The 24,116-nt window shown below is 43.3% G+C and carries 15 protein-coding genes and 1 pseudogene; 15 read left to right on the forward strand and 1 reads right to left on the reverse strand.

All coding sequences use genetic code 11. The features are described from left to right. Positions 1–6: 6 nt before the first annotated feature. The 12 genes and pseudogenes from ABD920_RS18190 (at position 7) to ABD920_RS18245 (ending at position 12,993) form a co-directional block, all read left to right on the forward strand. A complete protein-coding gene (locus tag ABD920_RS18190) occupies positions 7–1,260 on the forward strand; it encodes a glycosyltransferase family 4 protein (RefSeq protein ID WP_345160947.1) in 1,254 nt (417 codons plus the stop codon). 114 nt (positions 1,261–1,374) lie between these two features. Next, entirely contained in the window at positions 1,375–2,742 is a 1,368-nt protein-coding gene (locus ABD920_RS18195) for a hypothetical protein (protein WP_345160948.1), read from the forward strand. A gap of 85 nt (positions 2,743–2,827) precedes the next feature. Beyond that, positions 2,828–3,946 (forward strand): glycosyltransferase family 4 protein, encoded by a 1,119-nt coding sequence (locus tag ABD920_RS18200; protein WP_345160949.1) that lies wholly within the window; start codon positions 2,828–2,830, stop codon positions 3,944–3,946. Between the two features lie 121 nt (positions 3,947–4,067). Then, on the forward strand, positions 4,068–4,598 hold the full coding sequence (locus ABD920_RS18205; protein WP_345160950.1) for an acyltransferase: 531 nt from the start codon (positions 4,068–4,070) through the stop codon (positions 4,596–4,598). A 194-nt stretch (positions 4,599–4,792) separates the two neighbouring features. Beyond that, positions 4,793–4,999, forward strand: a complete 207-nt coding sequence (locus ABD920_RS18210) for a helix-turn-helix domain-containing protein (protein ID WP_345160951.1) — start codon at positions 4,793–4,795, stop codon at positions 4,997–4,999. Positions 5,000–5,025: 26 nt separating this feature from the next. Beyond that, positions 5,026–5,853 (forward strand): annotated as a pseudogene (locus ABD920_RS18215) (IS630 family transposase); the annotation flags it as partial. Positions 5,854–5,954: 101 nt separating this feature from the next. Next, a complete protein-coding gene (asnB, locus tag ABD920_RS18220; protein WP_345160952.1) occupies positions 5,955–7,781 on the forward strand; it encodes an asparagine synthase (glutamine-hydrolyzing) in 1,827 nt (608 codons plus the stop codon). Positions 7,782–7,855: 74 nt separating this feature from the next. Continuing rightward, positions 7,856–9,115 (forward strand): glycosyltransferase, encoded by a 1,260-nt coding sequence (locus ABD920_RS18225; RefSeq protein ID WP_345160953.1) that lies wholly within the window; start codon positions 7,856–7,858, stop codon positions 9,113–9,115. A 35-nt stretch (positions 9,116–9,150) separates the two neighbouring features. Further along, the gene (locus tag ABD920_RS18230) at positions 9,151–9,744 is read left to right on the forward strand and encodes a WcaF family extracellular polysaccharide biosynthesis acetyltransferase (protein WP_345160954.1); all 594 of its coding nucleotides are present in this window, start codon (positions 9,151–9,153) and stop codon (positions 9,742–9,744) included. A gap of 39 nt (positions 9,745–9,783) precedes the next feature. Then, positions 9,784–10,614, forward strand: coding sequence for a glycosyltransferase family 2 protein (locus ABD920_RS18235; RefSeq protein ID WP_345160956.1), 831 nt, complete (start codon positions 9,784–9,786; stop codon positions 10,612–10,614). Between the two features lie 326 nt (positions 10,615–10,940). Next, a complete protein-coding gene (locus ABD920_RS18240) occupies positions 10,941–12,233 on the forward strand; it encodes a WcaI family glycosyltransferase (protein WP_345160957.1) in 1,293 nt (430 codons plus the stop codon). Positions 12,234–12,279: 46 nt separating this feature from the next. Next, entirely contained in the window at positions 12,280–12,993 is a 714-nt protein-coding gene (locus ABD920_RS18245; protein ID WP_345160958.1) for an outer membrane beta-barrel protein, read from the forward strand. Positions 12,994–13,407: 414 nt separating this feature from the next. On the opposite strand, the gene ABD920_RS18250 is transcribed toward ABD920_RS18245, so the two are convergent. Continuing rightward, a protein-coding gene (locus ABD920_RS18250) for an IS3 family transposase (protein ID WP_345160960.1) occupies positions 13,408–14,528 on the reverse strand; the annotation gives its coding sequence in 2 pieces (ribosomal slippage) (positions 13,408–14,276 and positions 14,276–14,528; 1,122 coding nt in all). A gap of 536 nt (positions 14,529–15,064) precedes the next feature. On the opposite strand from ABD920_RS18250, the gene ABD920_RS18255 reads away from it, so the two are divergent. From ABD920_RS18255 to ABD920_RS18265, 3 genes are all read left to right on the forward strand, one after another. After that, positions 15,065–20,908 carry a DUF4082 domain-containing protein gene (locus ABD920_RS18255; RefSeq protein WP_345160962.1) on the forward strand — a complete coding sequence of 1,948 codons (5,844 nt, stop codon included), beginning with the start codon at positions 15,065–15,067 and terminating at the stop codon, positions 20,906–20,908. Positions 20,909–20,991: 83 nt separating this feature from the next. After that, entirely contained in the window at positions 20,992–21,333 is a 342-nt protein-coding gene (locus ABD920_RS18260) for a hypothetical protein (RefSeq protein WP_345160963.1), read from the forward strand. Positions 21,334–21,558: 225 nt separating this feature from the next. Next, on the forward strand, positions 21,559–24,116 hold a 2,558-nt coding region (locus ABD920_RS18265), incomplete at its 3' end, for a N,N-dimethylformamidase beta subunit family domain-containing protein (RefSeq protein WP_345160964.1).

Here is a 24,116-nt window from a genome sequence, read left to right on the forward strand (position 1 = left end):
TGAAGCATGATAATATTTTCACATCCTACTGGTAACGCAAATGTAAGAGCAGCTGCAATTGGGCTTTTAGACAAGAGTCTGTTAGGGAACTTTTATACTTCTATTTCTACCTTTCCTGGAGATAGCCTTCATCGGATAAGTACATTAAGTCTTTTTTCAGAGGTTAGTCGCCGCAGCTTTGATCCAAGGTTAAAGAGTTTAACTAAGATGTGGCCATGGCGGGAGGCAGGCCGGCTTATTGCTTCTAAAGCAGGTTTATCCAAATTAGTACAGCATGAGACAGGATCCTTTTGTATTGATGCTGTTTATCAAAGTCTTGATAGAAGAGTTGCAAGAAATCTACAAAAAAGAGCAAGAATAGGCACAAATGCCATATACGCTTACGAAGATGGGGCATATTATTCATTTAAGGAGGCGAAGCGGTTGAATTTGGAATGCTTCTATGATCTTCCAATTGGTTACTGGAGAGCAGCAAAGCGATTGTTGGAAAAAGAACGTTTTCTTAAACCAGAATGGGCTCCCACTTTGGTAAGCTTTATGGATTCGGATTTAAAACTTGCGAATAAAGATGAAGAATTGCGTTTTGCTGACCGAATATTTGTTGCCAGTAATTTTACTGCAAGTACTCTTAGAGAGTTTCCTGGTACACTTTGCCCCGTCGAGGTAATTCCTTATGGATTTCCTCCTGTCTCTACTGGAAAAGATTACACTTTTTTTTCTAAACGCCGGCCTTTAAAGCTACTTTTTGTTGGTGGCTTATCTCAGAGAAAAGGTATTGCTGATCTTTTTGCCGCAGTCGAAGCCTTGAGGAACCATGTTGAGTTAACCATAGTAGGTCTTAAACCCGAATGCTGTAATTGTCCTGCTCTTGACACTGCCTTGGCAAAGCATAAATGGATACCTAGTATGTCGCATGCTGATATTTTGAGCCTTATGCAGGTACAAGATGTATTAGTTTTTCCATCACTTTTTGAAGGATTTGGTCTTGTAATTACAGAGTCTATGTCTCAAGGAACTCCTGTAATAACTACTGATCGAACTGCCGGGCCTGATTTAATCGAACATGGCCGAAACGGTTGGTTAGTAGAAGCAGGTTCAGCCCAAGCCCTTCAGGCTACAATAGAGGAACTAATTTTAAGGCCTTCAGTAATTTCAGAAGTTGGGAAGTTAGCCATGGATACAGCAGGTCGGCGGCCTTGGGAACTCTATGGACAGGAGTTGGCGATGGCAATAGAAAAACACTTATATACGGTTGTATAAATGTAGTTGTTATTAATAATGTTGTGTTTTAAGTATCAGATATAAAAAGGCTGAAGGTGTGTGAACGATCTAATTAAAATTGGGTATATAATTATGCTTATACATTAAGTATTTATGAGCTTATTAAACTATGTACACGTGGTTGGGAGGGAGACTGGCGAATTGTCAAACAAACAGTTGTTGATAGAGGCCACACACGTTACTAATGTTTCAATTCGGCTTGCTAAACAATGTATATGGGCTTATTTTCTTCTGTTAATATTTGAGGGTGCGTTACGGAAGTGGGTGTTGCCAGGTTTGGCAACACCGTTGATATTGATAAGAGATCCATTAGCTTTATGGTTAGTAGTGAGTGTTTGGCAGCAAGGACTTTTACCTTTAAATCGATATATAGTAGGTACAACTTGTGTCGGGGTGATCAGCATTTTTACTGCCACGTTACTTGGGCATGGTAATTTACCTGTTGCTTTATTCGGCGCACGAATTTTACTTATTCACTTTCCGTTAATGTTTGTTATCGGGAGAATTTTTTCCAGGGATGACGTTCTTAAGATTGGGAAAATTGCAGTCTTAATCGCTATTCCCATGGCTGTATTGATAGCCTTTCAGTTTTATTCACCTCAATCAGCTTGGATAAACCGCGGTATTGGTGGTGACATAGGAGGTGCAGGTTTTAGTGGAGCGATGGGTTATTTTCGTCCTTCAGGTACATTTTCATTTACAAATGGAAGCGCGTCATACTTTTGTTTTGTTGCTCCATTTATTTTGTTTTTTTGGATAGATGGTAAATCCATCAATAAGCTTATACTTATTTGTGCCACTATAGCTTTATTGATTGCCATTCCGCTTTCAATTAGCCGCACGTTGCTGTTTCAAGTAGTAATTTCTCTTTTATTTTTAGTCATCGCTATTTCACGGAACCCGTGGTACCTGTGGCGCATGTTGTTTGCGATTATGAGTGGAGTTGTTGTACTCGTTATCTTAGGGCAGATGAGTTTTTTTAATACAGCTGCAGATGTATTTACTAATAGGTATGAAAGTGCGAATGAAGTAGAAGGAGGAATCGAAGGGGTGTTTTTAGATCGCTTTTTAGGGGGGCTCTTGGGGGCACTTACCGGAGCTTCTGATTTACCTTTTTGGGGATTTGGCCTTGGTATGGGAACAAACGTTGGAAGCGTTTTACTTTCAGGGACAAAAACTTTTTTAATATCTGAAGGTGAGTGGGGTAGGGTGGTTGGAGAGTTAGGTCCATTACTGGGTCTATGTATATTATATCTTCGTGTCGAACTAACTATTAAAATTACAATAGCCTGCTATAGAAAGATGTTGCATTATGATTTTTTACCTTGGATGCTTCTAAGTTTTGGGCTGCTGATTATAGCACAAGGTGGCTGGGCGCAGCCAACCGCATTAGGATATTTTACCATGATAGGCGGTTTGATTATGGCTTCATTGCGAAGATCCTCTTCTTCGGCAGTTTGATTCCAATTCCTGATTTCCAACTTAAAATTTAAATGATATGCATATTATCTTAATTGGAAATTATCAACCCGATAAGCTAGAGAGCATGGATCGCTTTACATATATGCTGGAAATGGGATTTAGGAATCAGGGGCACGATGTCTCTGTGTGGCGTCCGAAGGCTATCATTGGTAGAGTAGTTAAATCAACAACTTATGGAATAGGTAAATGGTGTGGATATATAGATAAGTGGTTGTTATTTCCCTTGCAAATCAAGTGGCGTTTAAGAAATAAGCAATTAGATGACAAATCTGTTTTTTTTCACATATGTGATCATTCTAATGCTCCTTATCTGCAGCATTTGCCTCAAGAGCGTTCCGCTATAACCTGTCATGATGTTCTTGCAATCAGAGGTGCATTAGGAGATGAAGACACATACTGTACAGCCTCTTTTGCTGGAAAGCTTCTACAAAAATGGATTCTTGGGAATATAAATAATGTGAATCGACTGGCATGCGTTTCACAACAAACACTATTACAATTAAAAAATATTATAAGGGAAAATAAAAACCAACAGGAAAGGTGGCGTGTAATTTATAATGGTTTTAATGCAGAATTCAAGCCTATGGAACAACAAGAAGCAAAATCACTTGTGAATAAGACAGGTTATAAATCTGGAGCTCCCTTTATTTTGCATGTGGGTTCGGGTCTGCCACGCAAAAACCGAAAACTTCTTCTTGAAATGATAGTAGTACTTGGGCAAACCTGGAAAGGCAACGTTTGTTATGCTGGTGATGCAGTCGATAAAGAATTGCTGGACCACATTACCTCTTTTAAGTTAAATAACCGTGTCTTTTGTATAGAAAAACCTAATCATGCTACTTTAGTAGCACTTTATAGCTCTTGTGAAGCATTTATATTCCCTTCATTTTCAGAAGGGTTTGGATGGCCTGTTATCGAAGCACAAGCTTGTGGTGCACCCGTGATTGCAAGTAATATTGAGCCGATGCCTGAAGTTAGTGGAGGAGCTGCCTTACATGTAGATCCAAACAAGCCTGAGGATTTTGCAGCTGCTCTTCTTTCTTTGAAAACTATTTCAACTCGAACTAAACTTATACAGCTTGGTTTCAATAATATAATGCGTTTTGAGACAGGAAAAATGATAGATTCCTATTTGAATTTGTATGGATCAAAAAAATATAATACAGACATGCATGTTGCTTAAGATTTTTACGCTCTTTCTCCCATGGCCTTTGAAGAGACTTATTTTGAGGTATTGCTTCAAATATGAAATACATCCTAATGCCCGTATAGGTTTTGCTTGGGTATTTCCAAAGAGGCTCATTATGGCTGCTTACACAGAGATAGATCATCTCACTGTAGTGATAAATATTGATTTACTCATAATGGAGGAAAAATCAACAATAGGACGTTCAAATTGGATTACAGGGTTCCCAACCAAAACCAATTCACTACACTTCCAGCATCAGTCTGATCGTATTGCAGAGTTAAGATTAGGTGAATCAGCCTCCGTTACAAAAAGTCATCACCTGGACTGTACTAATAAAATTGAATTAGGAAGATTTTCAACAATAGCTGGTTATAATTCACAATTTTTAACTCATTCTATTGATGTACATGAAAATATTCAGCATAGCTCACCAATTATAATTGGTGAATATACATTTGTTGGAACAAATGTGGTTGTATTGGGTGGCGCAGTTTTACCACCTTATTCAGTTTTGGGAGCAAAATCCTTACTTAATCAAGAATTTTTCGAAGAATGGACACTTTATGGAGGTGTGCCTGCAAGAAGTATAAAAAAAATATCTAAAAATTCTAAATATTTCAATAGAGTTGATGGATTCGTTTATTAAAAATAAACCGGTTTTTTTATGCATTGATTTATAGGTACCTGTGAAAATCACATAAAGTTAAGTAGCACCTAACTTCTCTCTAATATATTAGCAACATATCGTGTTTAATGACAAGCTGCACTATAAATAGCATTATAGTGAGTGACAAAACCTGCTGCAGCACGTTAAAGTAGAAGCACAAAACTTTACTTGAGATGCGCAGCAAGGTAGAAGAACCTGAACGTCTGGAGAAGTTTATCAACAGCTACAGCAGCTATCATTCAGACAGCAAAGCCATCGTGCTTCGGTTAGTTTCCCAAATAGGCAATGTCCAGCAGGTAGCCACTCTTACAGGGGTCAGTGAGCGCACCATCTATGACTGGACAGGTGACTGGAATAAAAAAAAGAAGACGGGCTTGTAAACAGGCAGTAAGGAGGAGCAGGGCGCAGGCTTGATGCCGCTGCACAGCAAGAGGTCAGGGCAGTTCTTGCCAGCGAGCAACAGTTTTGGACGCTGGGGCAGGTCACCTCCCTGCTGGCGGAGAGATTTGGTGTTCATTATTGCCCGCGGCAACTGCGGAGGATACTGCACGGGATGGGCATGTGCCACTACAAGCCGCAACCGGTGGACTACCGCCGCAGTGAAAGGGCTGAAGAGCAGTTGCAACAGCGACTGAAGGCTACCTTTGATGCTTTGCTGCTGCAGCAGATCCTCTTGGAGGCAGTAGCCATAGGACTGGCAGATGAAACGGGTAACTATTTACAGGCGAACACGGCCAGGCTGTGGTCCTTTCACAAGAAGGCAAAAAGAAGAGTGAACACAGAGAAGATAAAACAAAACACCTTTGGCTTTTACGCACTGCAGGGGCAGTCAATATCCCTGGAGATTGCCACTTCCTCTGAGCAAGAAATGCTGCGGGTGCTGCCGCTCATCAGGCAGGCTAATGCCGATTACCGGGCAATCGTTCTGCTGTGGGATAACTTGCCTGCCCATAAAACGGGGGCTGTCGAGCGCCTGGCAAGAAGGCTGCAGATTTACCTGGTCAACAACCTGCCCTACGCTCCTGATTTGAACCCGATTGAGAAAATATGGAAGCAGCTAAAACTTAAAATTAGCCACAAAGGCTGGGTTGCAGACAAGGGGGAGCTCCAGCATATCGTCTTCTCTAATTTCGAGCAACTAGCAGCGAAGATGAGTTGGGCAAGCAGCTGGATACAAAAGATCCTTGCACCTGCTCTTCCAAGAAGCTGTACAATCTCTTTCTGCAACAGGTAATGCCACTGCCTATAAATACTTAGAACTTACAATAACTTTTTAATGTAAAAACTTGTAAATTAAGCAATAATTATTTATACTTAAAAAGGAGCTGTAGTATTATGTGCGGTATCTTAGGTAAAATTTGTTATAAGGGTAAAGTCTCCGTGCCCCCACAACTAGATCTGCTCAATCATAGGGGGCCTGATGGAAGAGGAGAGTGGGTCAATGCCTCAAGCAATGTATATTTTGGTCATACTAGACTCTCCATACTAGAGCCAACGCCTGCTGGTCATCAGCCAATGAGTGATGCATCAAAGCGTTTTACTATCACATTCAATGGAGAGATATATAATCATCACGAACTTCGTTCTAAAGTTCCAGCAGTTAATTGGCGTGGGGCATCCGATACAGAAACTCTGTTAGAGTTATTTGCGACAAAAGGTTTGGAAGCCCTTCCTCTTTTAAAAGGTATGTTTGCGTTTGCGATTCATGATTCCGTTGACAATACAGTTTTACTTGTTCGGGACAGACTAGGAATAAAGCCCTTATGGATCCGATACCAAAATGAAACTTGCAGTTTTGCTTCTGAAGTGAGGGTCTTACTTGAACCTGATGAGTTTGTTCCCACAAAACAAGCTTTGAGTGAGTTCATTGGTTTTGGCAGAATGCCGCTTTCTGGAGAAATCTTTGTAGGAATAGGGGAGGTGCCACCCGGAGGCTGGGTGAAAGTAAGTTGCAATAGCGGTATTGAAACGGGTACCTGGTGGCATCCGACAGTAGCTACCTCAACTGCACGGCAATTAAAAAACCGTCATGAACATGAACATAAAATAAAAGAGCTGCTAACAACAGCAATTGAAGAACATTTGATCTCAGATGTGGGGGTAGGCGCCTTTTTAAGTGGTGGAATTGATTCTAGTATAGTGGTGATGGTGGCTGGCCAAATACTAGGAAAGAAACTGCAAACTTTTACTGTTGGCTTTCCCCAAAAAACATTAGATGAGCGCTCAATAGCCAGTAAGGTAGCTAAACATGCTGGTTCTGAGCATTATGAACTGGAAGTGAGCGAAGATACATGCTTGGGGTGGGTGAAGGAAGCAGTACTTAAGCTAGATCTTCCTTCGGTAGACGCTATCAATTCCTATATAGTCTCTAAAGCTGTTCGAAATACAGGATTAAAAGTAGCACTGTCAGGACTCGGAGGAGATGAATTGTTTGGCGGGTATCCAAGTTTTAAAAATGTTCCTTTTCTAACCTGCTTGGGGTTGTTACCAAAGACTATAAGTCAAGTTTTTGTTAAGGTGATGCCGGGGAAGATGAAAGAAAAACTTTACGGCATTCCTGATTTTTCCCCTGCAGAACTTACTACAGCCCGAAGACGCTTTACATCTGTCAAGCGGCTGAGAGGTATGAATTTAGAGGGCACTTTTCCGTCGATACCTGTGATGCCTGCTGGTTTAGACACCATGGGAGCGATTTCTTGGGCTGAGATGTATAGCTACATGATTCCAATGCTCCTTAGAGATAGCGATCAGATGAGCATGGCAGTTGGTTTAGAAATACGTGTGCCTTTTTTAGATCATCTTCTTGTGGAGGAGGTTTTAAGTATTCCACAAAGGTTTAAAAAAGGATCGGGAGTCAAGTCATTACTCGTTGATGCGTTTAGGACCGATCTCCCACCTGAGGTATATGAACGGCCTAAACAAGGCTTTGCCCTGCCTATGGAAGAGTGGATCCGCGGGCCATTGGCTGAATTCATGGATGAGGGAATATTAGCTGCATCAGACTTACTCGGTCTGGCAGAACCGTTGCGTCTGAAAGAGAAATTTGTTGCTGGTTCCCTTCACTGGACGCGTGTATGGCTTTGGTGTGTGCTTGGCCATTGGCTTACTAAACATGTAGCTGCATCAAAATACCAGCTTTCAACTCATCTCCTGGTAAAATAACATTTCATCGGGAATGTTCAGATGTGAGCTGAACCATAAACAAACTTACCTGATTCATTGTCATCTGGTTCCTTATGAAAATACTCCGTGTCATTAATAGCATGAATCCTGCCTCGGGTGGGCCTTGCCAGGGCATAAGAAATTCTATTCCGGAACTGGAAAAGCTTTGTGTACAAAATGAAGTGGTATGTTTAGATGATCCCAAAGCTACTTTCTTAGGAGGTGATACTTTTCCTGTATATGCCCTTGGACCAGGGAAAGGACCTTGGCAATATGCCTCTAAACTTATGCCTTGGCTTCTTAGAAATCTTGCCAAATATGATGTAGTAATTGTGCATGGGCTCTGGCAATATCATAGCTATGCAACCCATAAGGCCATAAGGTTACTCAAAAAGCGATACCAATCTCCTATTTTGCCTAAAATATTTATTATGCCGCATGGTATGCTTGATCCATACTTTCAACGAGCACCTGAAAGAAGGCTGAAGGCATTACGGAACATCATTTACTGGAAGTTAATTGAGCGCGAAGTCGTGAATGAAGCAACTGGAGTTCTGTTCACATGCGACAGTGAACTTCTCTTAGCTCGAATTCCCTTTCGACCTTACAAACCAAAGCAAGAAGTGAATGTAGGATATGGTGTTGCCGATCCTCCTCCTTATGATTTTGCAATGAGAAATGCATTTTTAAAAAAATGTGAAGCACTGTATAACCAGCATTATATTCTTTTTTTAGGTCGTATTCACAGAAAGAAGGGTGTTGATATTTTAATTGATGCATATGAAAAGGCAGTTAGTGAATTGATGAAAGGTGGGGAATATGTAATCGGAAAGAGTGGTGGTTTAGTAGAACTTGAGAGGGTAGCGCAACACAGTCCTTACTTGCCTAAACTTGTAATTGCCGGGCCCGGACTTGAAACTGCCTTTGGAAAAGAAATAAAAATGCGAGTGTGTGAATCTCAAGTGCTAATGCAAAATGTCTTTTTCCCAGGCATGTTAACAGGAAATGCTAAATGGGGTGCATTCTATGGTTGTGATGCTTTTGTACTACCCAGCCATCAGGAGAATTTTGGAATAGCCGTTGTTGAAGCTTTGGCTTGCTGTAAACCTATATTGATATCGAAAGAAATTAATATTTGGAGGGAAATAGAAGTAAGAGGAGGTGCTATCGTGGCAGAAGATACTCTTAGTGGCACACATAAAATGCTGATGGCCTGGGAGAAGTTACCACCTGATCGAAAAATTAATATGAGTATACAGGCAAGAAGAGCATATGAAGATTTGTTCTCCATCAGGCAGGCAGCCGTAGACTTGAAAAAAGCTGTTTTAGCTTGATTAACGAAGTGTTGCCTTAAACTATTACAGCCAGAATGTACAACCACAACACACATACAGGGGCCTCATTTTCTCTGCGCAACAGACTAGGGAGAGCTATATGGGGCTTTGTGTACGTGCTGCTGTTTCAGTTTAGCCCAAAGCCATTACATCAGTGGCGGGCCTTTCTCCTCCGGTTGTTCGGAGCCAAAGTTGGAATCGGCGTACATGTCTATCCCAAGGTAAAAATATGGGCACCCTGGAATCTTGTGCTAAAGGACGAATGTGGTGTCGCAAATAGGGCGATTCTTTACTCTATGGGAAAAATTACTATTGGTCGGCAGGCCGTTATTTCGCAGGGAGCCCATTTATGTGCCGGTACACATGATTATACCGTTCCTGGCTTCCCGCTGGTAACACAGCCAATTATTATAGGAAATAATGCCTGGCTTGCTGCAGAGGCCTTTGTTCATCCAGGCATCACAATAGGAGAGGGGTGCGTAGTAGGTGCGCGTTCCGTTGTTACGCAAGACATGCCCATGTGGATGGTTTGTGCCGGGCATCCCTGCAAACCCATTAAAGCGAGAATTATGATAGGAAATGGAAAAAGTAAAGCTGTTCCTCAGGATTCAAGCGATACTGTTTATTAAGAGTTGGAAGTCCTCACAGACAAAACAAGCATACTTATTATGTCCCCTGCACTTGATTTAACAATAGCTATTCCGGTCAAAAACGAAGAAAAAAACCTGTCAAGATGCTTGGCAGCTATAGGGACTGATTTGGCTCGCCATGTTGTCGTTATTGATTCCAACAGCACTGATAGCACAAGGGAAATAGCAAAGAACTTTAAGACTGAGATTGTTAATTTTGTGTGGGACGGAAAATTTCCAAAAAAAAGGAATTGGTTCTTAAGAAATCATACACCTGAAACGAAGTGGGTCATGTTTCTAGATGCTGATGAATACGTGACAGAAGATTTCAAAAAGGAGCTCCGTGAAAGGCTGTCTTGCGATGATGATAAAGTAGGATATTGGCTGAACTTTACTGTATATTTTCTTGGAAAGAAAATGAAAGGAGGGTATCCTCTTCGCAAGCTGGCGCTTTTCCAAGTCGGAGCAGGTGAATATGAGCAAGTTGATGAGACGGAGTGGAGTACGTTGGATATGGAGGTGCACGAGCACCCTATGCTTCAGGGGAGTACAGGCAGTATTAAAAGCAAAATAGAACATCAGGATTTTCGCTGCATGTCTCATTACATAAGGAAGCACAATGAGTATGCCTCATGGGAAGCTGCAAGGTTTCTGAACTCTTTAAAAGAACCTACAGCCTCTTCGCAATGGACTTGGAAACAACGTATAAAGTACGGTTTATTTCGAAGTATTTTTGTAGGTCCTGCTTTCTTTTTTGGTAGCTATTTTTTCTTAGGAGGCTTTAGAGATGGTGCTCATGGCTTTGCCGTAGCAGTCCTCAAGATGTCGTACTTTATGCAAGTTTATTGCCAGATCAGGGAAAAAAAATAAGCGCTTGAAAATTAGATTTTCTTTCATTGAGCGAATTGTTATAGTTCCTTTTAACCATCAGCCTCTGTTAACCTTCCTGTTCGATGATAGTTTAAGCATCCTCAAAAAATTACAATCATATTTTAAACCTCTATTACTACACTTACACTAACTAGTTAAGCCAATATGCTTATTATTATCCGTTTTTTTGTAAAAATAATTTTACTTATGATTATGTTTATTTTAAATTAAGATATAATAAATATAATAGAGTGTATTTGTTCCCCTGGTTGATGTTCTAATATCTAGCTTCAATTAGTTCACCTTTTGTTTTCTGATTTTTCATCATGAAGAAAAGAATCCTTTTGATTGGGTACAACTACTATCCAGAGTCTACTGGTATCGGTAAGTACAGTGGCGAGATTATAGCATGGCTTGCACAAAAAGGTTTTGATTGCGAAGTGATCACTTCTTATCCTTATTATCCCCATTGGAAAGTGCAGAGTCACTATGCAAAAAGAAAATTCTGGTACTACACAGAGTATCAGGATCTAGGAGGAGTAAAGGTTAAAATACATAGATGCCCTATGTTTGTGCCATCCGTTCCTACTGGGCTGAAGCGCATGTTGCTGGATCTATCCTTTCTTATTACAGCTTTATTAAAATTGCTACAACTGCTATTTCACAAGAAGTTTGATTTCGTTTTAACCGTTGTGCCGTGTTTTCAGTTTGGTTTATTGGGGGTGCTTTATAAATGGCTCCGAAAAGCAACGTTGCTATACCACATCCAGGATATGCAGATAGAAGCAGCAAGAGACTTAAAAATGATTAAGTCGCAGGCTGTTCTAAACTTTCTCTTTGGTTTAGAAAGCTTCATACTATCCCATTCTGATGTAGTAAGTAGTGTATCAGAGGGAATGGTGCGAAAAATCAGAAAAAAAGCAAAGAAAGAGGTATACCTTTTTGCTAACTGGACTGACTGTAAGCATTTTTACCCAATGCACAATAAAAGTAGATTGAAAGAAAAATTTGGCTTTAGTCCATCGGACAAGATTATTTTGTATGCGGGTGCAATAGGTGAAAAACAAGGCTTAGAAGCAATACTGTATGCTGCAGAATACCTTAAAGTTCATGAAGAATTTAAATTTTTAATATGTGGATCAGGCCCATACAAACATAAATTAAGTCTGCTTTCAGAGAAATTGGGATTAAATAATGTTGTTTTTTTCCCACTTCAGCCTCTTGAACATTTTAACCTGTTTCTGAATGTGGCAGATGTACATTTGATACTTCAAAAGGCAAATGCCAGTGACTTAGTTATGCCTTCTAAACTTACCACTATACTAGGAGTAGGTGGCTTGGCGCTAATCACTGCACATAAGGGAACGAGCCTATTTACTTGCATAGAGCAGCACAATATAGGCCTTCTTATTGAACCTGAGAACCAACAGGCCTTAAATGAAGCTATTTGGAAAGCTGCAGTAGAGAACTATGATAAAGTAAAAGAAAATGCCCGTAACTATGCAAAGGAACATTTATCAATAGAGAAAATTATGGAGAGATATGTAAATGAAGTGCTGAAGCATCAAGATAAGGCTTCCTTAGAGCGTGAACCGCTACTTTCTGCAGGTGCGGCTTAGGTATGCTTATGCAAAATTTGAATAGTACATTGTGACGACAGGATTTATGATGAACAAAGCTTTTATAACTCTTATGTTCACTTGGATGTGGCTTTCTGTGGAAGCAGGGAATTCAGGTAAGCTTATAACATTGGGTGTAAGTATAAAGTTTGATACATCTAACCTTCTGAGACAGGATGATTCGTCATTAAAAAAGGATGTTGATGAAACCTGTAATATCTGTAAAGCTAACTTTGGCTTTAGGATTGGAGGAGCTTTATCTAATACTAATTTTAATCAAGGGTATCCTAAGCCTTCTAAACCAGTAGAAACAATTTGGAAGGCAGGTTTTATTGGAGGACTTATACTTGAAGTTACGCTGTACAGGAAGTTGTATTTGCAGCAGGAATATGCATTTGCTATTCTTAAAGGTACAGTAAAAGATGCAGGAGCAATCTATAACCTTAGCTATATATCTCTCCCAGTTCTTCTGAAATACAAACTTTTACCTAAACTTGCTATTGTGGCAGGGCCACAATTTGATATACTGGTGCAAGCGAGAGAGAGGCATGATGGAAATATGACAGATATCACGCATGATATAGAAGAAAGAAACTTTAGTGCTGTTGCTGGCCTAACTTATATGATAACAAAAGAGATAAGCATTGATGCAAGGTTTGCGCAAGGTCTGAACCATATAGGTCTGTCACAAGGACTTATGGCCCAGGAATTTAAGCTGCAGGCAGTACAGTTTGCAGTTAGCTACACGCCTTTGCGTTAAACTTGTTTTACACAAGAATTATGTTCCACTCAAATGTAAACTGGAGAATTTCAATGCTCTATGTTCCTTATAAAGAAAGCGACAGAATTTATCGGAAATCCACACAATAGTGGTAAAAAAAGCATAAATTTTATCTGAAGCCATATAGACTAACTTCTATCTTTGTTATAGCCATATTATAGCCATCAAACGCAAAGGGATAAGCGAGCCAGAGCGCCTAAGCTGCTTTGTCAAGTCCTTTGAGAGGCACAATTATGACTTCAAAGGGGTTTGAGGTGCTTCAATAATTACGGACAATCGATTTGCTTAACTTTGCAAATCAAAACGGAATTAAAATAAGTAGCTGTTATGAGCTCCTCCCATAATTAGGACATGTCAGAAGTAGAGAATTCGGTTCTTGAGCTCCTCCCATAATTAGGACATGTCAAAAGTAGAGAATTCGGGTTCTACTATGTTACATTCCACCCATTCTTCCGGCGTCTTGTCTCCCAATGAGCTATGGGGCCGGAAGCCATTATACTCCTGCCGCCAGACTTCGGTTTTCTCCTGGGCATCCTCCAAGGACAGGAGCCAGTTCACGTTCAGGCACTCATCCCGGAAGCTACCGTTTAAGGACTCGATAAAGGCGTTATCCGTGGGTTTTCCGGTCCTGGAGAAGTCCAGCGTCACCTTGTTGTCATACGCCCATTTATCCAGGGCCTTGGAGATAAACTCGCTGCCGTTGTCCACCTGTATACGCCTGGGCAGCTTTTTAGTGACCTGCCTGATGCGCTCCAAAGCGGCTACCACGTCTTCTCCCTTCAGTGAAGCCCCAACATGGATGCCCGGGCACTGGCGGCTATAGTTATCGACTACAGTCAGGCAGCGAAATTTCCGGCCGTCGAAGAGCTGGTCAGCAACAAAATCCATACTCCAGCACTCGTGGTTACTGGAGAGCTCTGGGCGCTCCAACCGGTGCGTAGCGGCCTTGTTTCTTCTCGGGCGCTTTGCCCGCAGGTTCAGCCCCTCCTCTTTGTAGAGGCGATGTACGCGCTTATGGTTGTCCTTCCAGCCCTCCCGCCTGAGCAGGATAAAAATACGCCAGAACCCGTAGCGGACCCTTACCTGGGCAATCTCCTGCATCCGCTTCCGAATTACCGAGCTGTCTCTTGCCTTGGAGCGGTAGTACCAGCCCGAGCGGTGGAACTGCACTACCCTGCAGGCTCTGGTAATGGAAACGCGGTAATCATCGGTCAACTTTGAGGCCAGCCCTTTTAGCTGGGCTGGCTTCAAAACTTTTTTCGCAGTACGTCCTGCAGCATTTGATTATCCAGGCTCAGGTCCGCCACCAGCTTCTTTAGCTGCCGATTTTCCTCCTCCAACTGCCGCAGTTTGCGCAATTCCGAGACTCCTAAACCACCATATTTTTTCTTCCAGTTGTAGAAGGTGGCCTCCGAGATGCCCATCTTGCGGCACACTTCTGCGACTGAGACTCCTGTCTCTGACTGCTTGAGGGCGAAGATGATCTGCGCCTCTGTGAACTTTGATTTCTTCATGGCAATTCGCTTTTAAAACTATACGATTATTGCCCGTTTCCTCTACTTTACAACAGTCCGGTTTTCAAGGGGGAAGTCAATGCAGATACTTTAGGTAAGCTTAGTGATAATTTAACTAATAAGATAACATTATTTGCAGTTAAAAACGCCCTCTTCACCAGCTTGAACAACATGTTTGTCATTAATTTATATGTTTAAATAGTATAATAAAAAATTAAATACGTACATTTATATTGTTTGTAAATAGTATGATGTTAATAAAAAATTTCCAAATTTAATCATTTATTGTCTGTTTTCACTAATTAAGTGAAATGCATGTTAAATATTAAAATTTGAAGTTATTGCAATATATTTTTAAGCGGACTTCTAGTTATTGGTAATCAAAATTATGGTCATTTTAGAATTTTGATAGCCGTATTCTACAGTCGTCGTTGATTTGAAGCTTACATTGAAGAAGTATGGCTACAAAACGTGCGAATGACAATGATGCCTGAAGCAGTGACCATCCCAATTCTATCTATTAAAGCAGTTTTATTATGAATAACACAACTACAGTTACACTTTCGTGGAAGCAACTACTCTTGCCCTTAATGGTCTTTTGCTTCATATATGTTGCTGCTGCACAACTATTATCTCAAAGCTATACACCTGTAGCAATACTTGAGCTTGTGTCAAATTTTCAGTTTACCAAGGTAGCAGGTTTGACTGATGTAGTAGCTATGCAAAAAAGTTTGGATAATACAATTCACTACAATAGGCATTCAGAAAAAAAATCAGAAGCTAACCCTGATAAGTTATTTGTTGAAAAGAATTTAAAGTTTATAACTTCAGGTGCATCCTCTTCCTTTTCAGCTATTTCAACAGGGCAGGGTGGTCCCATACTAGTAATAAGTTCGACTTCAAATCCTTTTAGCCAATATCCAGCTGAAATACTTTTAGCTGAAGGCCTGAATGAGTTTGCAACGGCAGATGTAGCTGCGATAACTGCAGAAAAACTAAGCAGTTATGATGTAGTAATAGTTGGTGATATTCCGCTGTCCGATCCCCAGGTGGCGATGCTTAGTGATTGGTCAAACGCAGGCGGAACGTTAATTGCTTTAAAACCAGATGCCAAACTAGGCCCCCTGTTAGGGTTAGTACCTGCCGGAGGAACCCTTGCTAATAAATACCTACTTGTAAATACAGCAACAGGCCCTGGTAAGGGAATAGTCAATCAAACCATCCAGTATCAGGGAGAAGCCGATTACTATACTCTGAATGGAGCAACATCGCTAGCTACTCTGTATTCAGGCGCTAACACTGCAACAACCTACCCGGCAGTAACAATGCGAACCGTAGGGGATATGGGGGGTAAAGCCGTTGCCTTTACATACGACTTGGCTCGCTCAGTGGTCTATACTCGTCAGGGCAACCCGGAATGGGCAGGTCAAAAGAGGGACGGCCAGGCGGGTCCCATTCGATCGGATGACCAATACTATCCAAACTGGGTAGATCTAAGTAAAGTGATGATTCCGCAGGCAGATGAGCAGCAGCGACTTTTGGCAAATATCATCACGTTGAGCTCTCGCAAACCTTTGCCGCGTTTTTGGTACCTGCCCAGGGGGCTAAAGGCGGCGGTGGTAATGACTGGTGATGACCATGGAAATGGCGGAACCAAAGCACGCTTTAATCAATACATGCAGCTAAGCAAAGACAACTCTGCCCAAGCAGTGGCCGACTGGAGGGCTATCCGAGGTACGTCCTATATATATCCCAATACCCCCATAACAGATGCTGAAGCAAAAGCATTTGAACAACAGGGTTTCGAGGTGGCGCTTCATTTGACAACCAACTGTGCCAACTTCACTCCCGCTTCTTTGGAAAATGACCTTATCACGCAGCTAGCCGAGTTTAAAACACGATATCCAAGCATTGCGCCACCTTCTACCAACCGAACACACTGTATTGCCTGGAGTGATTGGAATACACAGCCAAAGTTAGAGGCCCCCAAAGGCATCAGACTCGATGCAAACTACTATTACTGGCCAAGTCCGTGGGTACAGGACAGGCCCGGTATGTTTACGGGGTCAGGCATACCCATGCGCTTCACTGATCTTGATGGTGCCCTCATCGACTGTTATCAGCTTACTACGCAGATGACGGATGAATCTGATCAGAGTTTTCCTTACACGATCGATCAATTACTTAATAAGGCATTAGGGGCTGAAGGATATTATGGTGTGTTCTGTGCTAACATGCACACTGATGCAGACTACTCGAACGGGTCTGATGCAATAATTGCCTCTGCGATGTCCCGTAACGTGCCGGTAATATCCTCCAAGCAGCTACTTACATGGTTAGATGGTCGCAACGGATCTTCTTTCAACGCCATGAGTTGGAATGGTAATCAATTAAGCTTCGACATAAACGTTGCAAATGGAGCCAACAGCCTGGAGGTAATGTTGCCCGTAACAGAGACAACAGGACGTTTGGTAAACCTTATTTTTAATGGAGGAACATCAGTAAGTCACAGAACGGAAATAATCAAGGGCATAGAATACGTCTTCTTCCGTGGCGCGACAGGGAGCTATGTAGCTACATATGATATCACAGCATCTCCTAACCAAGCTCCAGCAGTTGCCATCACTTCACCAACCAACGGGGCTTCTTTTGACGCACCAGCCGCTATCACTATCACGGCCACTGCCTCGGATGATGTGAAGGTGGATAAAGTTGAGTTCTATAACGGAGCAACTAAATTAGGAGAAGATTTAACCAGCCCCTTTGCCTATATGTGGAGTGGAGTAACAGCTGGTACATATGAATTAACAACCAAGGCGACGGACAATGAAGGGGCTGTCACCACATCTGCAGCTGTTAAAGTCACAGTTTCTGCAGTTTGCCCCTGCACCGTCTTTCAGCCTGCCGAAGCGCCTGTTAATGACTTGTATAGTGACAGCCAGCCCTTGCAACTGGGCATGAAGTTCCGCTCCGCAGAAGACGGTTTCGCCACTGGCGTTCGCTTCTACAAGCAGGCAGGTAACACAGGCACCCACATTGGCCAGCTCTTCAGTGGCACCGGCGCGTTGCTGGCGGAGGCTACCTTTGTAAACGAAACGGCTTCTGGCTGGCAGGAGGTTGCCTTCTCGAACCCGGTGGCCATCACTGCCGGAACAACATACGTGATATCCTATCATAGCGGCTCTGGCTTTTATTCTGCCACAAATTCATATTTTAGCCAAGAAAAGAATGCGCCCCCCCTGCGTGGTTTAGCAAATGGTGAGAATGGTGCTAATGGGGTATATAAATATTCAAGCTCTCCAGCCTTTCCAAATGTGGCTTCTCAGTCTACCAACTATTGGGTCGATGTCGTGTTCGGAACAGAATCGCCTTCTTCCAATTCTGCCCCGGAAGTCGCTATTTCCTCGCCAGCGACAGGTGCCACTTTCACAGCTCCAGCTTCTATTGCCATCTCTGCCACTGCAACTGATGCAGACGGCGTAGTCGCCAAAGTAGAATTTTACAATGGACAAACTAAGTTGGGAGAAGCTACATCCAGCCCATATTCTATGGCCTGGAATGGTGTGGAGGCAGGAGTATATTCTATCACAGCCAAGGCGACGGACAATGAAGGGGCTGTCACCACATCTGCAGCTGTCAAAGTCACAGTTTCTGCAGTTTGCCCCTGCACCGTCTTTCAGCCTGCCGAAGCGCCTGTTAATGACTTGTATAGTGACAGCCAGCCCTTGCAACTGGGCATGAAGTTCCGCTCCGAGAACAACGGTTTCGCCACTGGCGTTCGCTTCTACAAGCAGGCAGGTAACACAGGCACTCATATTGGCCAGCTCTACAGTAGCACCGGCGCGTTGCTGGCGGAGGCTACCTTTGTAAACGAAACGGCTTCTGGCTGGCAGGAGGTTGCCTTCTCAAACCCGGTGGCCATCACTGCCGGAACAACATACGTGATATCCTATTATAGCGGCTCTGGCTTTTATTCTGCCACAAATTCATATTTTTACGAGCCGCTCAACAGGCCTCCACTAAGTGCCTTGGTCCATGGGGAGGCAGGGGCGAACGGTGTCTACAGGTATGGCCAAGGTTATCCGACTGAAAGTTCTCTTGCCGCTAATTATTGGGTAGATGTAGTTTTTGATACCGACACGCCGCCTGCTAACCAGCCGCCAGAAGTACGCAATCCTATCGTGGATCAAAGCGCCACGGTGGGCACAGCCTACACCTTTATATTCGCTTCAACTACTTTCTATGACCCCGATAATGACCAGTTGAGCTACATTGCAAGCTTAACAGATGGCACCTCGCTACCCGCCTGGCTGAATTTTGATGGGCCAAACCGCACCTTTAGCGGCACACCGCCTTCTAGCAGCCCAGCTAGCCTGAACATTAAACTGACAGCTAGTGATGGAAGAGGCGGCACGGCAAGCGACGAGTTCGCGCTGGCGATTGGCCAACCTACCAATCAGCCACCGTTGTTAGGAGCGATTGGCAACAAAACAGTTAATGAATTAATTCCGCTTTCCTTTACTGCCGCTGCCACGGATGATGGCCTGCCAGATAATAATTTGCGATACTCATTGACGACGGGTGTTCCAGAAGCCTCAATCGATCCACGTACCGGCGTTTTCTCCTGGACTCCAACAGAGATTCAAGGTCCTGGTAATTATACTTTTACGATCAAAGTATCAGACGGGGCTCTAACCGATGAGGAGCAAATTCAGGTTCAGGTAAGCGAAGTTAATCAGGCACCAGTTCTAGCAACTGTTGGTAATAAGGTGATAGGGGTAGGTGGAACTCTTCGCTTTACCCTAATGGGAATGGATGCTGATGTGCCATTGCAAACGCTTAATTACTCAGCAAACAGGTTGCCGTCCGGCGCTTCACTTGATGCTATGAGTGGTGAGTTTTTCTGGACACCAACAACTAAACAGTTGGGGAATCATAAAATTAACTTCCGGGTCTCAGATGGGGCTGCTCAAATGAGTGAAACCATAACGGTAACAGTTAATAATGATGCACCTGTTCCGCCAGCCCCTGCTATATCTATGTTTAGCCCAACAAGTGGCAGCGCGGGGGCTGAGGTATTCATTACGGGTAGTAATTTTGTAAATGTCAATACTGTAGCTTTCAATAATACACAGGCTTTATTTACCATAAATAGTTCCTCCTCCATCACAGCAACAGTGCCATCAGGAGCCACCACAGGTAAAATAAGTGTAACCACCCAAAGCGGAACAGCTACGAGTAGTGATAATTTTACCATAACCACCAACTCAGGTTCGGCACCTGTGGTGGCCATCACATCTCCTGCTGACGGGGCAAATTTTAATGCGCCTGCATCTATAGCGATTGCCGCCTCAGCCTCTGACGCAGATGGAACAATTGCTAAGGTAGAATTCTTTAATGGAGCCGCTAAGTTAGGGGAGGATGTTCTGAGCCCCTATGAATACACTTGGAACAATGTGGGGTTGGGAGACTATGCTCTGACTGCCAGGGCCACGGACAATGCTGGCTTTGTGACAACCTCCGCGGTTGTGAGCATATCAGTTGTTTCTTCAAATCCTGCGGTTCCTGTAATTTCGGGTTTCAGTCCGGCAACTGGGGCCGTAGGTGATGCAGTAATAGTAAGCGGTAGTAATTTTACCGGAGCCAGCGCAGTAGCTGTCAACGGTACAAACGTATCCAACTTTACAGTTAACAGCCCCTCCTCTCTCACGTTGACAGTTCCGGCAGGCGCTACTACTGGTAAAATTAGTATTACAACCCCGGGCGGAACAACCTTAAGCAGCTCCGATTTCACAGTTACAAACGGAAGCACAGCCGCCCCTGTTATAGCTGCTTTTAGCCCGACAAGAGGTGCATTAGGTGATCCGGTACTTATCAGTGGTACGAACCTGGCCGGAGCCACCTCCGTTAAATTTGGTCCATCAAGTGCAAGCTATTCAGTAGATGGTGATGGAAATATCATAGCGCTGGTACCTCAAGTGAATGGTAAGCTGCCAACAAGTGTCAAAATCACGGTAACCACAGCCGGAGGCAGCAGCACCAGCAGTTCAAAATTTACGATATCCTCCTCTAACCTTGCTAGCAGTTCTGTCAGTACGCTTGAAGCAGAACCACAAGGAGAACAAGGTCTTGTGATTTTTCCTAACCCATTCTATAACAAGGCTACAGTTAGTTTTGCCTTGACAGAAGATGGCGACTATACGATTAGCCTTTTCGATGCAAAGGGGGCATGTGTGGCTGTGCTTGAGCAAGGATATAGCAGAGCGGGTGAGCGGAGATCCGTTGAAGTTGACGGCACTAAATTAGCCAAAGGATTATACCTCCTGCGAATGCAAACTGCTACCGGGGATAGTGCCGTAAGGGTGGTGCTGGATAGATGACGAGATGCGCCTTAAGCTTTGATCTTTGTATTGGTTTATATACAGACCATAATCAGGAAATTATATATTAATAAAATATGATCATGAGAATAGCCCTGTTAATATTATTCATCGCCCTTCCATTCTTTTCCTACGCTCAAGGCTTCAAAATAAAGATAGAAGGAGCTGAGTTTCCGACCGATAAAATCCCAGAACATGTAAGCTTCCCGAATCGTGTCAGTAAAATTTCTATAAAGAAAGAAGTTAAAGATAGTGTGCCAAGCAATTTTATCGTCCAGATAGGGGAAGAGGAGCATAGCTTTTCAACAAATGGTGCTTACCATGAGCTAAAGTTCTCCCATGATATCAGAGGATTGGTTGTGTACGTCCTGAGTGACAAGCGTAGCGTACAGGGCAAGCCCTTTATCCTGAAAAAGCCTAAGTAGGGGGTATAGTAAAATAGTCATCAAAACACTTTACTGATATCCTTCCCACACACACATGCAGGCATCTGAAAGGCAGTAAGTGTGTGGGAGGGAAAACTATCCAGAAAGGTAATAACTGCTGATATAATCTATTGTGTAGCACATTTTAACATGCTTCTTAAGTCAGCATCAGCATCCATGCAAGATAAAGAGATAAGCATTAAAAAATAAATACTTGGGAGCCAAATGAAAAATGTATTTAACATCAAATGCCTGCATGTGGCTGGTGATTCTTCTCTGAGAGAAGTTTTCTCCGAATCTTATTGTGTAAGTGAAGGTAAAAGCAGCTTTTTACTATGGCACCCCTGTTTAAAAATTGCTATAATAGTTTTCCTTCTCTTTGGTTTTAGCCTTTCAAGCACAACAGCTCAGAACGCCATTGTTACCGAAAATGCAAGGCCAGGTAGTCCGGTCTCTGAATGGCAGATTAGTGGTGCCGGGGATTTGTCAATTCAAGGGTTTGCAACAGATATAAGCTATAACAAGGGAGAAACGGCACGATTTAAAATCAAGACAAGCGCCAGAGCTTATACTATCCGCATTTACCGTCTTGGTTTTTATCAGGGGAATGGTGCAAGGTTTCAAGGGGCAGCTACTGTAACAGCAGCTCTGCCCCAATCTCAGCCTGTATGTTTAACAAACTCAGGTACTGGCCTGATAGATTGTGGTAACTGGTCAGAGTCAGGTAGCTGGGCTATTCCTTCTACTGCAGTTTCAGGAATATACATAGCAAAGCTAACCAGGACTGACACCGGTGGTGCCAGCCATATAGTGTTTATAGTGCGTGATGATGCAGGAACCTCTGACCTGTTGTTTCAAACTTCGGATGCAACCTGGCAAGCATACAACATTTACGGAGACAACAATAATGGTAAAAGCCTGTATACAGGCGCGGGAGGAAAAGCAGTAAAAGTGAGTTATAATCGCCCTTTCCTGACACGCAGTGGCGGTGGAGGAGGTGGACCGGAAGAGGACTGGCTGTTTAATGCGGAATATCCTATGATCCGATGGATTGAGTCTAACGGTTACGACGTAAGCTATACAACAAATGTAGACAGTGACAGGCGTGGAAGTCTTATTAAAAACCATAAGGTGTTCCTGTCTGTTGGGCATGACGAGTATTGGTCCGGAGCTCACCGCGCCAACGTTACCGCTGCCCGGAACGCCGGAACTCACTTGGCTTTTTTCAGTGGGAATGAGGTTTACTGGAAAACACGATGGGAAAATAGTATAGACGCTAACGGTACCCCATTTCGAACGCTGGTGTGTTACAAAGAGGGATCAACGGGAGAAAATACCTGTAGCGGCAAGTGCGACCCCAGCCCGGAATGGACAGGTTTGTGGCGCAGTGGGTGCGAATACGCAACAGGCGATCCTCTGGTAGATGGCTGCAACCCGGAAAATGCACTGACCGGACAAATCAGTTGGGAAGATGCTACTTCAGCTCTTCAGGTACCATATACTTATAAAAATTTTCGATTCTGGCGCAACACAAGTGTTGCTTCTTTAGGAAATGGGCAAACAGCTACTTTCACCCAGGGAACTATTGGTTATGAGTGGAATTCTGAGCAGGAGCTTTACAGGTCTTCCTATCCTTACGGAAGAATGATTCTCTCTCGTACCGTGGTAAATGGGGAGGTTCATAATATCTCCCTCTACAGGCACAGTAGCGGAGCTTTGGTGTTTGGTGCAGGTACAGTGCAGTGGTCCTGGGGCCTTGATAGCAACCATGACCGGGGCAGTGCCGCACCAAGCGCAGCGATGCAGCAAGCCACTCTTAACTTGTTTGCGGATATGGGTGCGCAGCCGGGCACCATACAATCCGGATTAGTGGCTGCAACGGCTTCAACGGATACACAAGCGCCCGCCACATTCATATCATCTCCATCAGAGGGAGCCAATCTGTCAGCTGGTTCAAATGTGACAATCAATGGAACAGCCTCAGATGCCAATGTGGTGGCTGGGGTAGAAATATCTACAGACGGCGGTAATACTTGGCGTTTGGCTAACGGCACTACTAACTGGACAATCAACTGGACGCCTACAGCTCAGGGACTTGCTACAATAAAAAGTCGGGCGTTTGATGATTCGGGTAATCTCAGTTCACCTATAACTGTGAATGTGAGTATTTCTGGTACTTCATCAGCTACATGCCCTTGTACTGTTTTCCAAACATCAGATACCCCTTCTGGCTCACTACAGAATGACGGACAAGGGTTGCAGTTAGGAATGAAGTTCCGTACAACTGTTGGCGGCTTTATCACCGGTATTCGCTTCTTCAAGCAGATCGGCAACACGGGCACCCACATAGGGCAGCTCTACAACAGTACCGGTACCTTACTTGCGCAGGCTACGTTTACTAATGAAACAGCCTCAGGTTGGCAGCAAGTGGATTTTTCTTCTCCCGTATCTGTAACAGAAAATACAACCTATATTATTTCTTATCACAGTAGTGCCGGGTATTACTCTTCAAATGATAATGGGTTTAGCCAGGCCGTTGCCAACGGGCCGCTTATAGGTCTGCAGAATGGCACAGATGGCCCGAACGGCGTCTACCGCTATACAAACTCGCCTGCCTTTCCGAACAATAACTTTGCGGCCAGTAACTACTGGGTTGATGTGGTGTTTAACACTAGGGCAACTCCGGTAAACCAAGCCCCATCTGTTTCTATCTCTTCTCCTGCCAACAATTCAACTTTCACCGCGCCAGCCACTATTGCCATTGCGGCTACCGCCTCTGACGC

This window comes from Pontibacter saemangeumensis (genome assembly GCF_039541895.1).
GTDB classification, from domain to species: Bacteria; Bacteroidota; Bacteroidia; order Cytophagales; family Hymenobacteraceae; genus Pontibacter; species Pontibacter saemangeumensis.

Bases quoted from the DNA above. Each gene is read 5' to 3' on its own strand.
- ABD920_RS18190 (WP_345160947.1), top strand. From the start codon at position 7: ATGATAATATTTTCACATCCTACTGGTAACGCAAATGTAAGAGCAGCT.
- ABD920_RS18195 (WP_345160948.1), top strand. From the start codon at position 1,375: ATGAGCTTATTAAACTATGTACACGTGGTTGGGAGGGAGACTGGCGAA.
- ABD920_RS18200 (WP_345160949.1), top strand. From the start codon at position 2,828: ATGGATCGCTTTACATATATGCTGGAAATGGGATTTAGGAATCAGGGG.
- ABD920_RS18205 (WP_345160950.1), top strand. From the start codon at position 4,068: ATGGCTGCTTACACAGAGATAGATCATCTCACTGTAGTGATAAATATT.
- ABD920_RS18210 (WP_345160951.1), top strand. From the start codon at position 4,793: ATGCGCAGCAAGGTAGAAGAACCTGAACGTCTGGAGAAGTTTATCAAC.
- asnB (WP_345160952.1), top strand. From the start codon at position 5,955: ATGTGCGGTATCTTAGGTAAAATTTGTTATAAGGGTAAAGTCTCCGTG.
- ABD920_RS18225 (WP_345160953.1), top strand. From the start codon at position 7,856: ATGAAAATACTCCGTGTCATTAATAGCATGAATCCTGCCTCGGGTGGG.
- ABD920_RS18230 (WP_345160954.1), top strand. From the start codon at position 9,151: ATGTACAACCACAACACACATACAGGGGCCTCATTTTCTCTGCGCAAC.
- ABD920_RS18235 (WP_345160956.1), top strand. From the start codon at position 9,784: ATGTCCCCTGCACTTGATTTAACAATAGCTATTCCGGTCAAAAACGAA.
- ABD920_RS18240 (WP_345160957.1), top strand. From the start codon at position 10,941: ATGAAGAAAAGAATCCTTTTGATTGGGTACAACTACTATCCAGAGTCT.
- ABD920_RS18245 (WP_345160958.1), top strand. From the start codon at position 12,280: ATGATGAACAAAGCTTTTATAACTCTTATGTTCACTTGGATGTGGCTT.
- ABD920_RS18255 (WP_345160962.1), top strand. From the start codon at position 15,065: ATGAATAACACAACTACAGTTACACTTTCGTGGAAGCAACTACTCTTG.
- ABD920_RS18260 (WP_345160963.1), top strand. From the start codon at position 20,992: ATGAGAATAGCCCTGTTAATATTATTCATCGCCCTTCCATTCTTTTCC.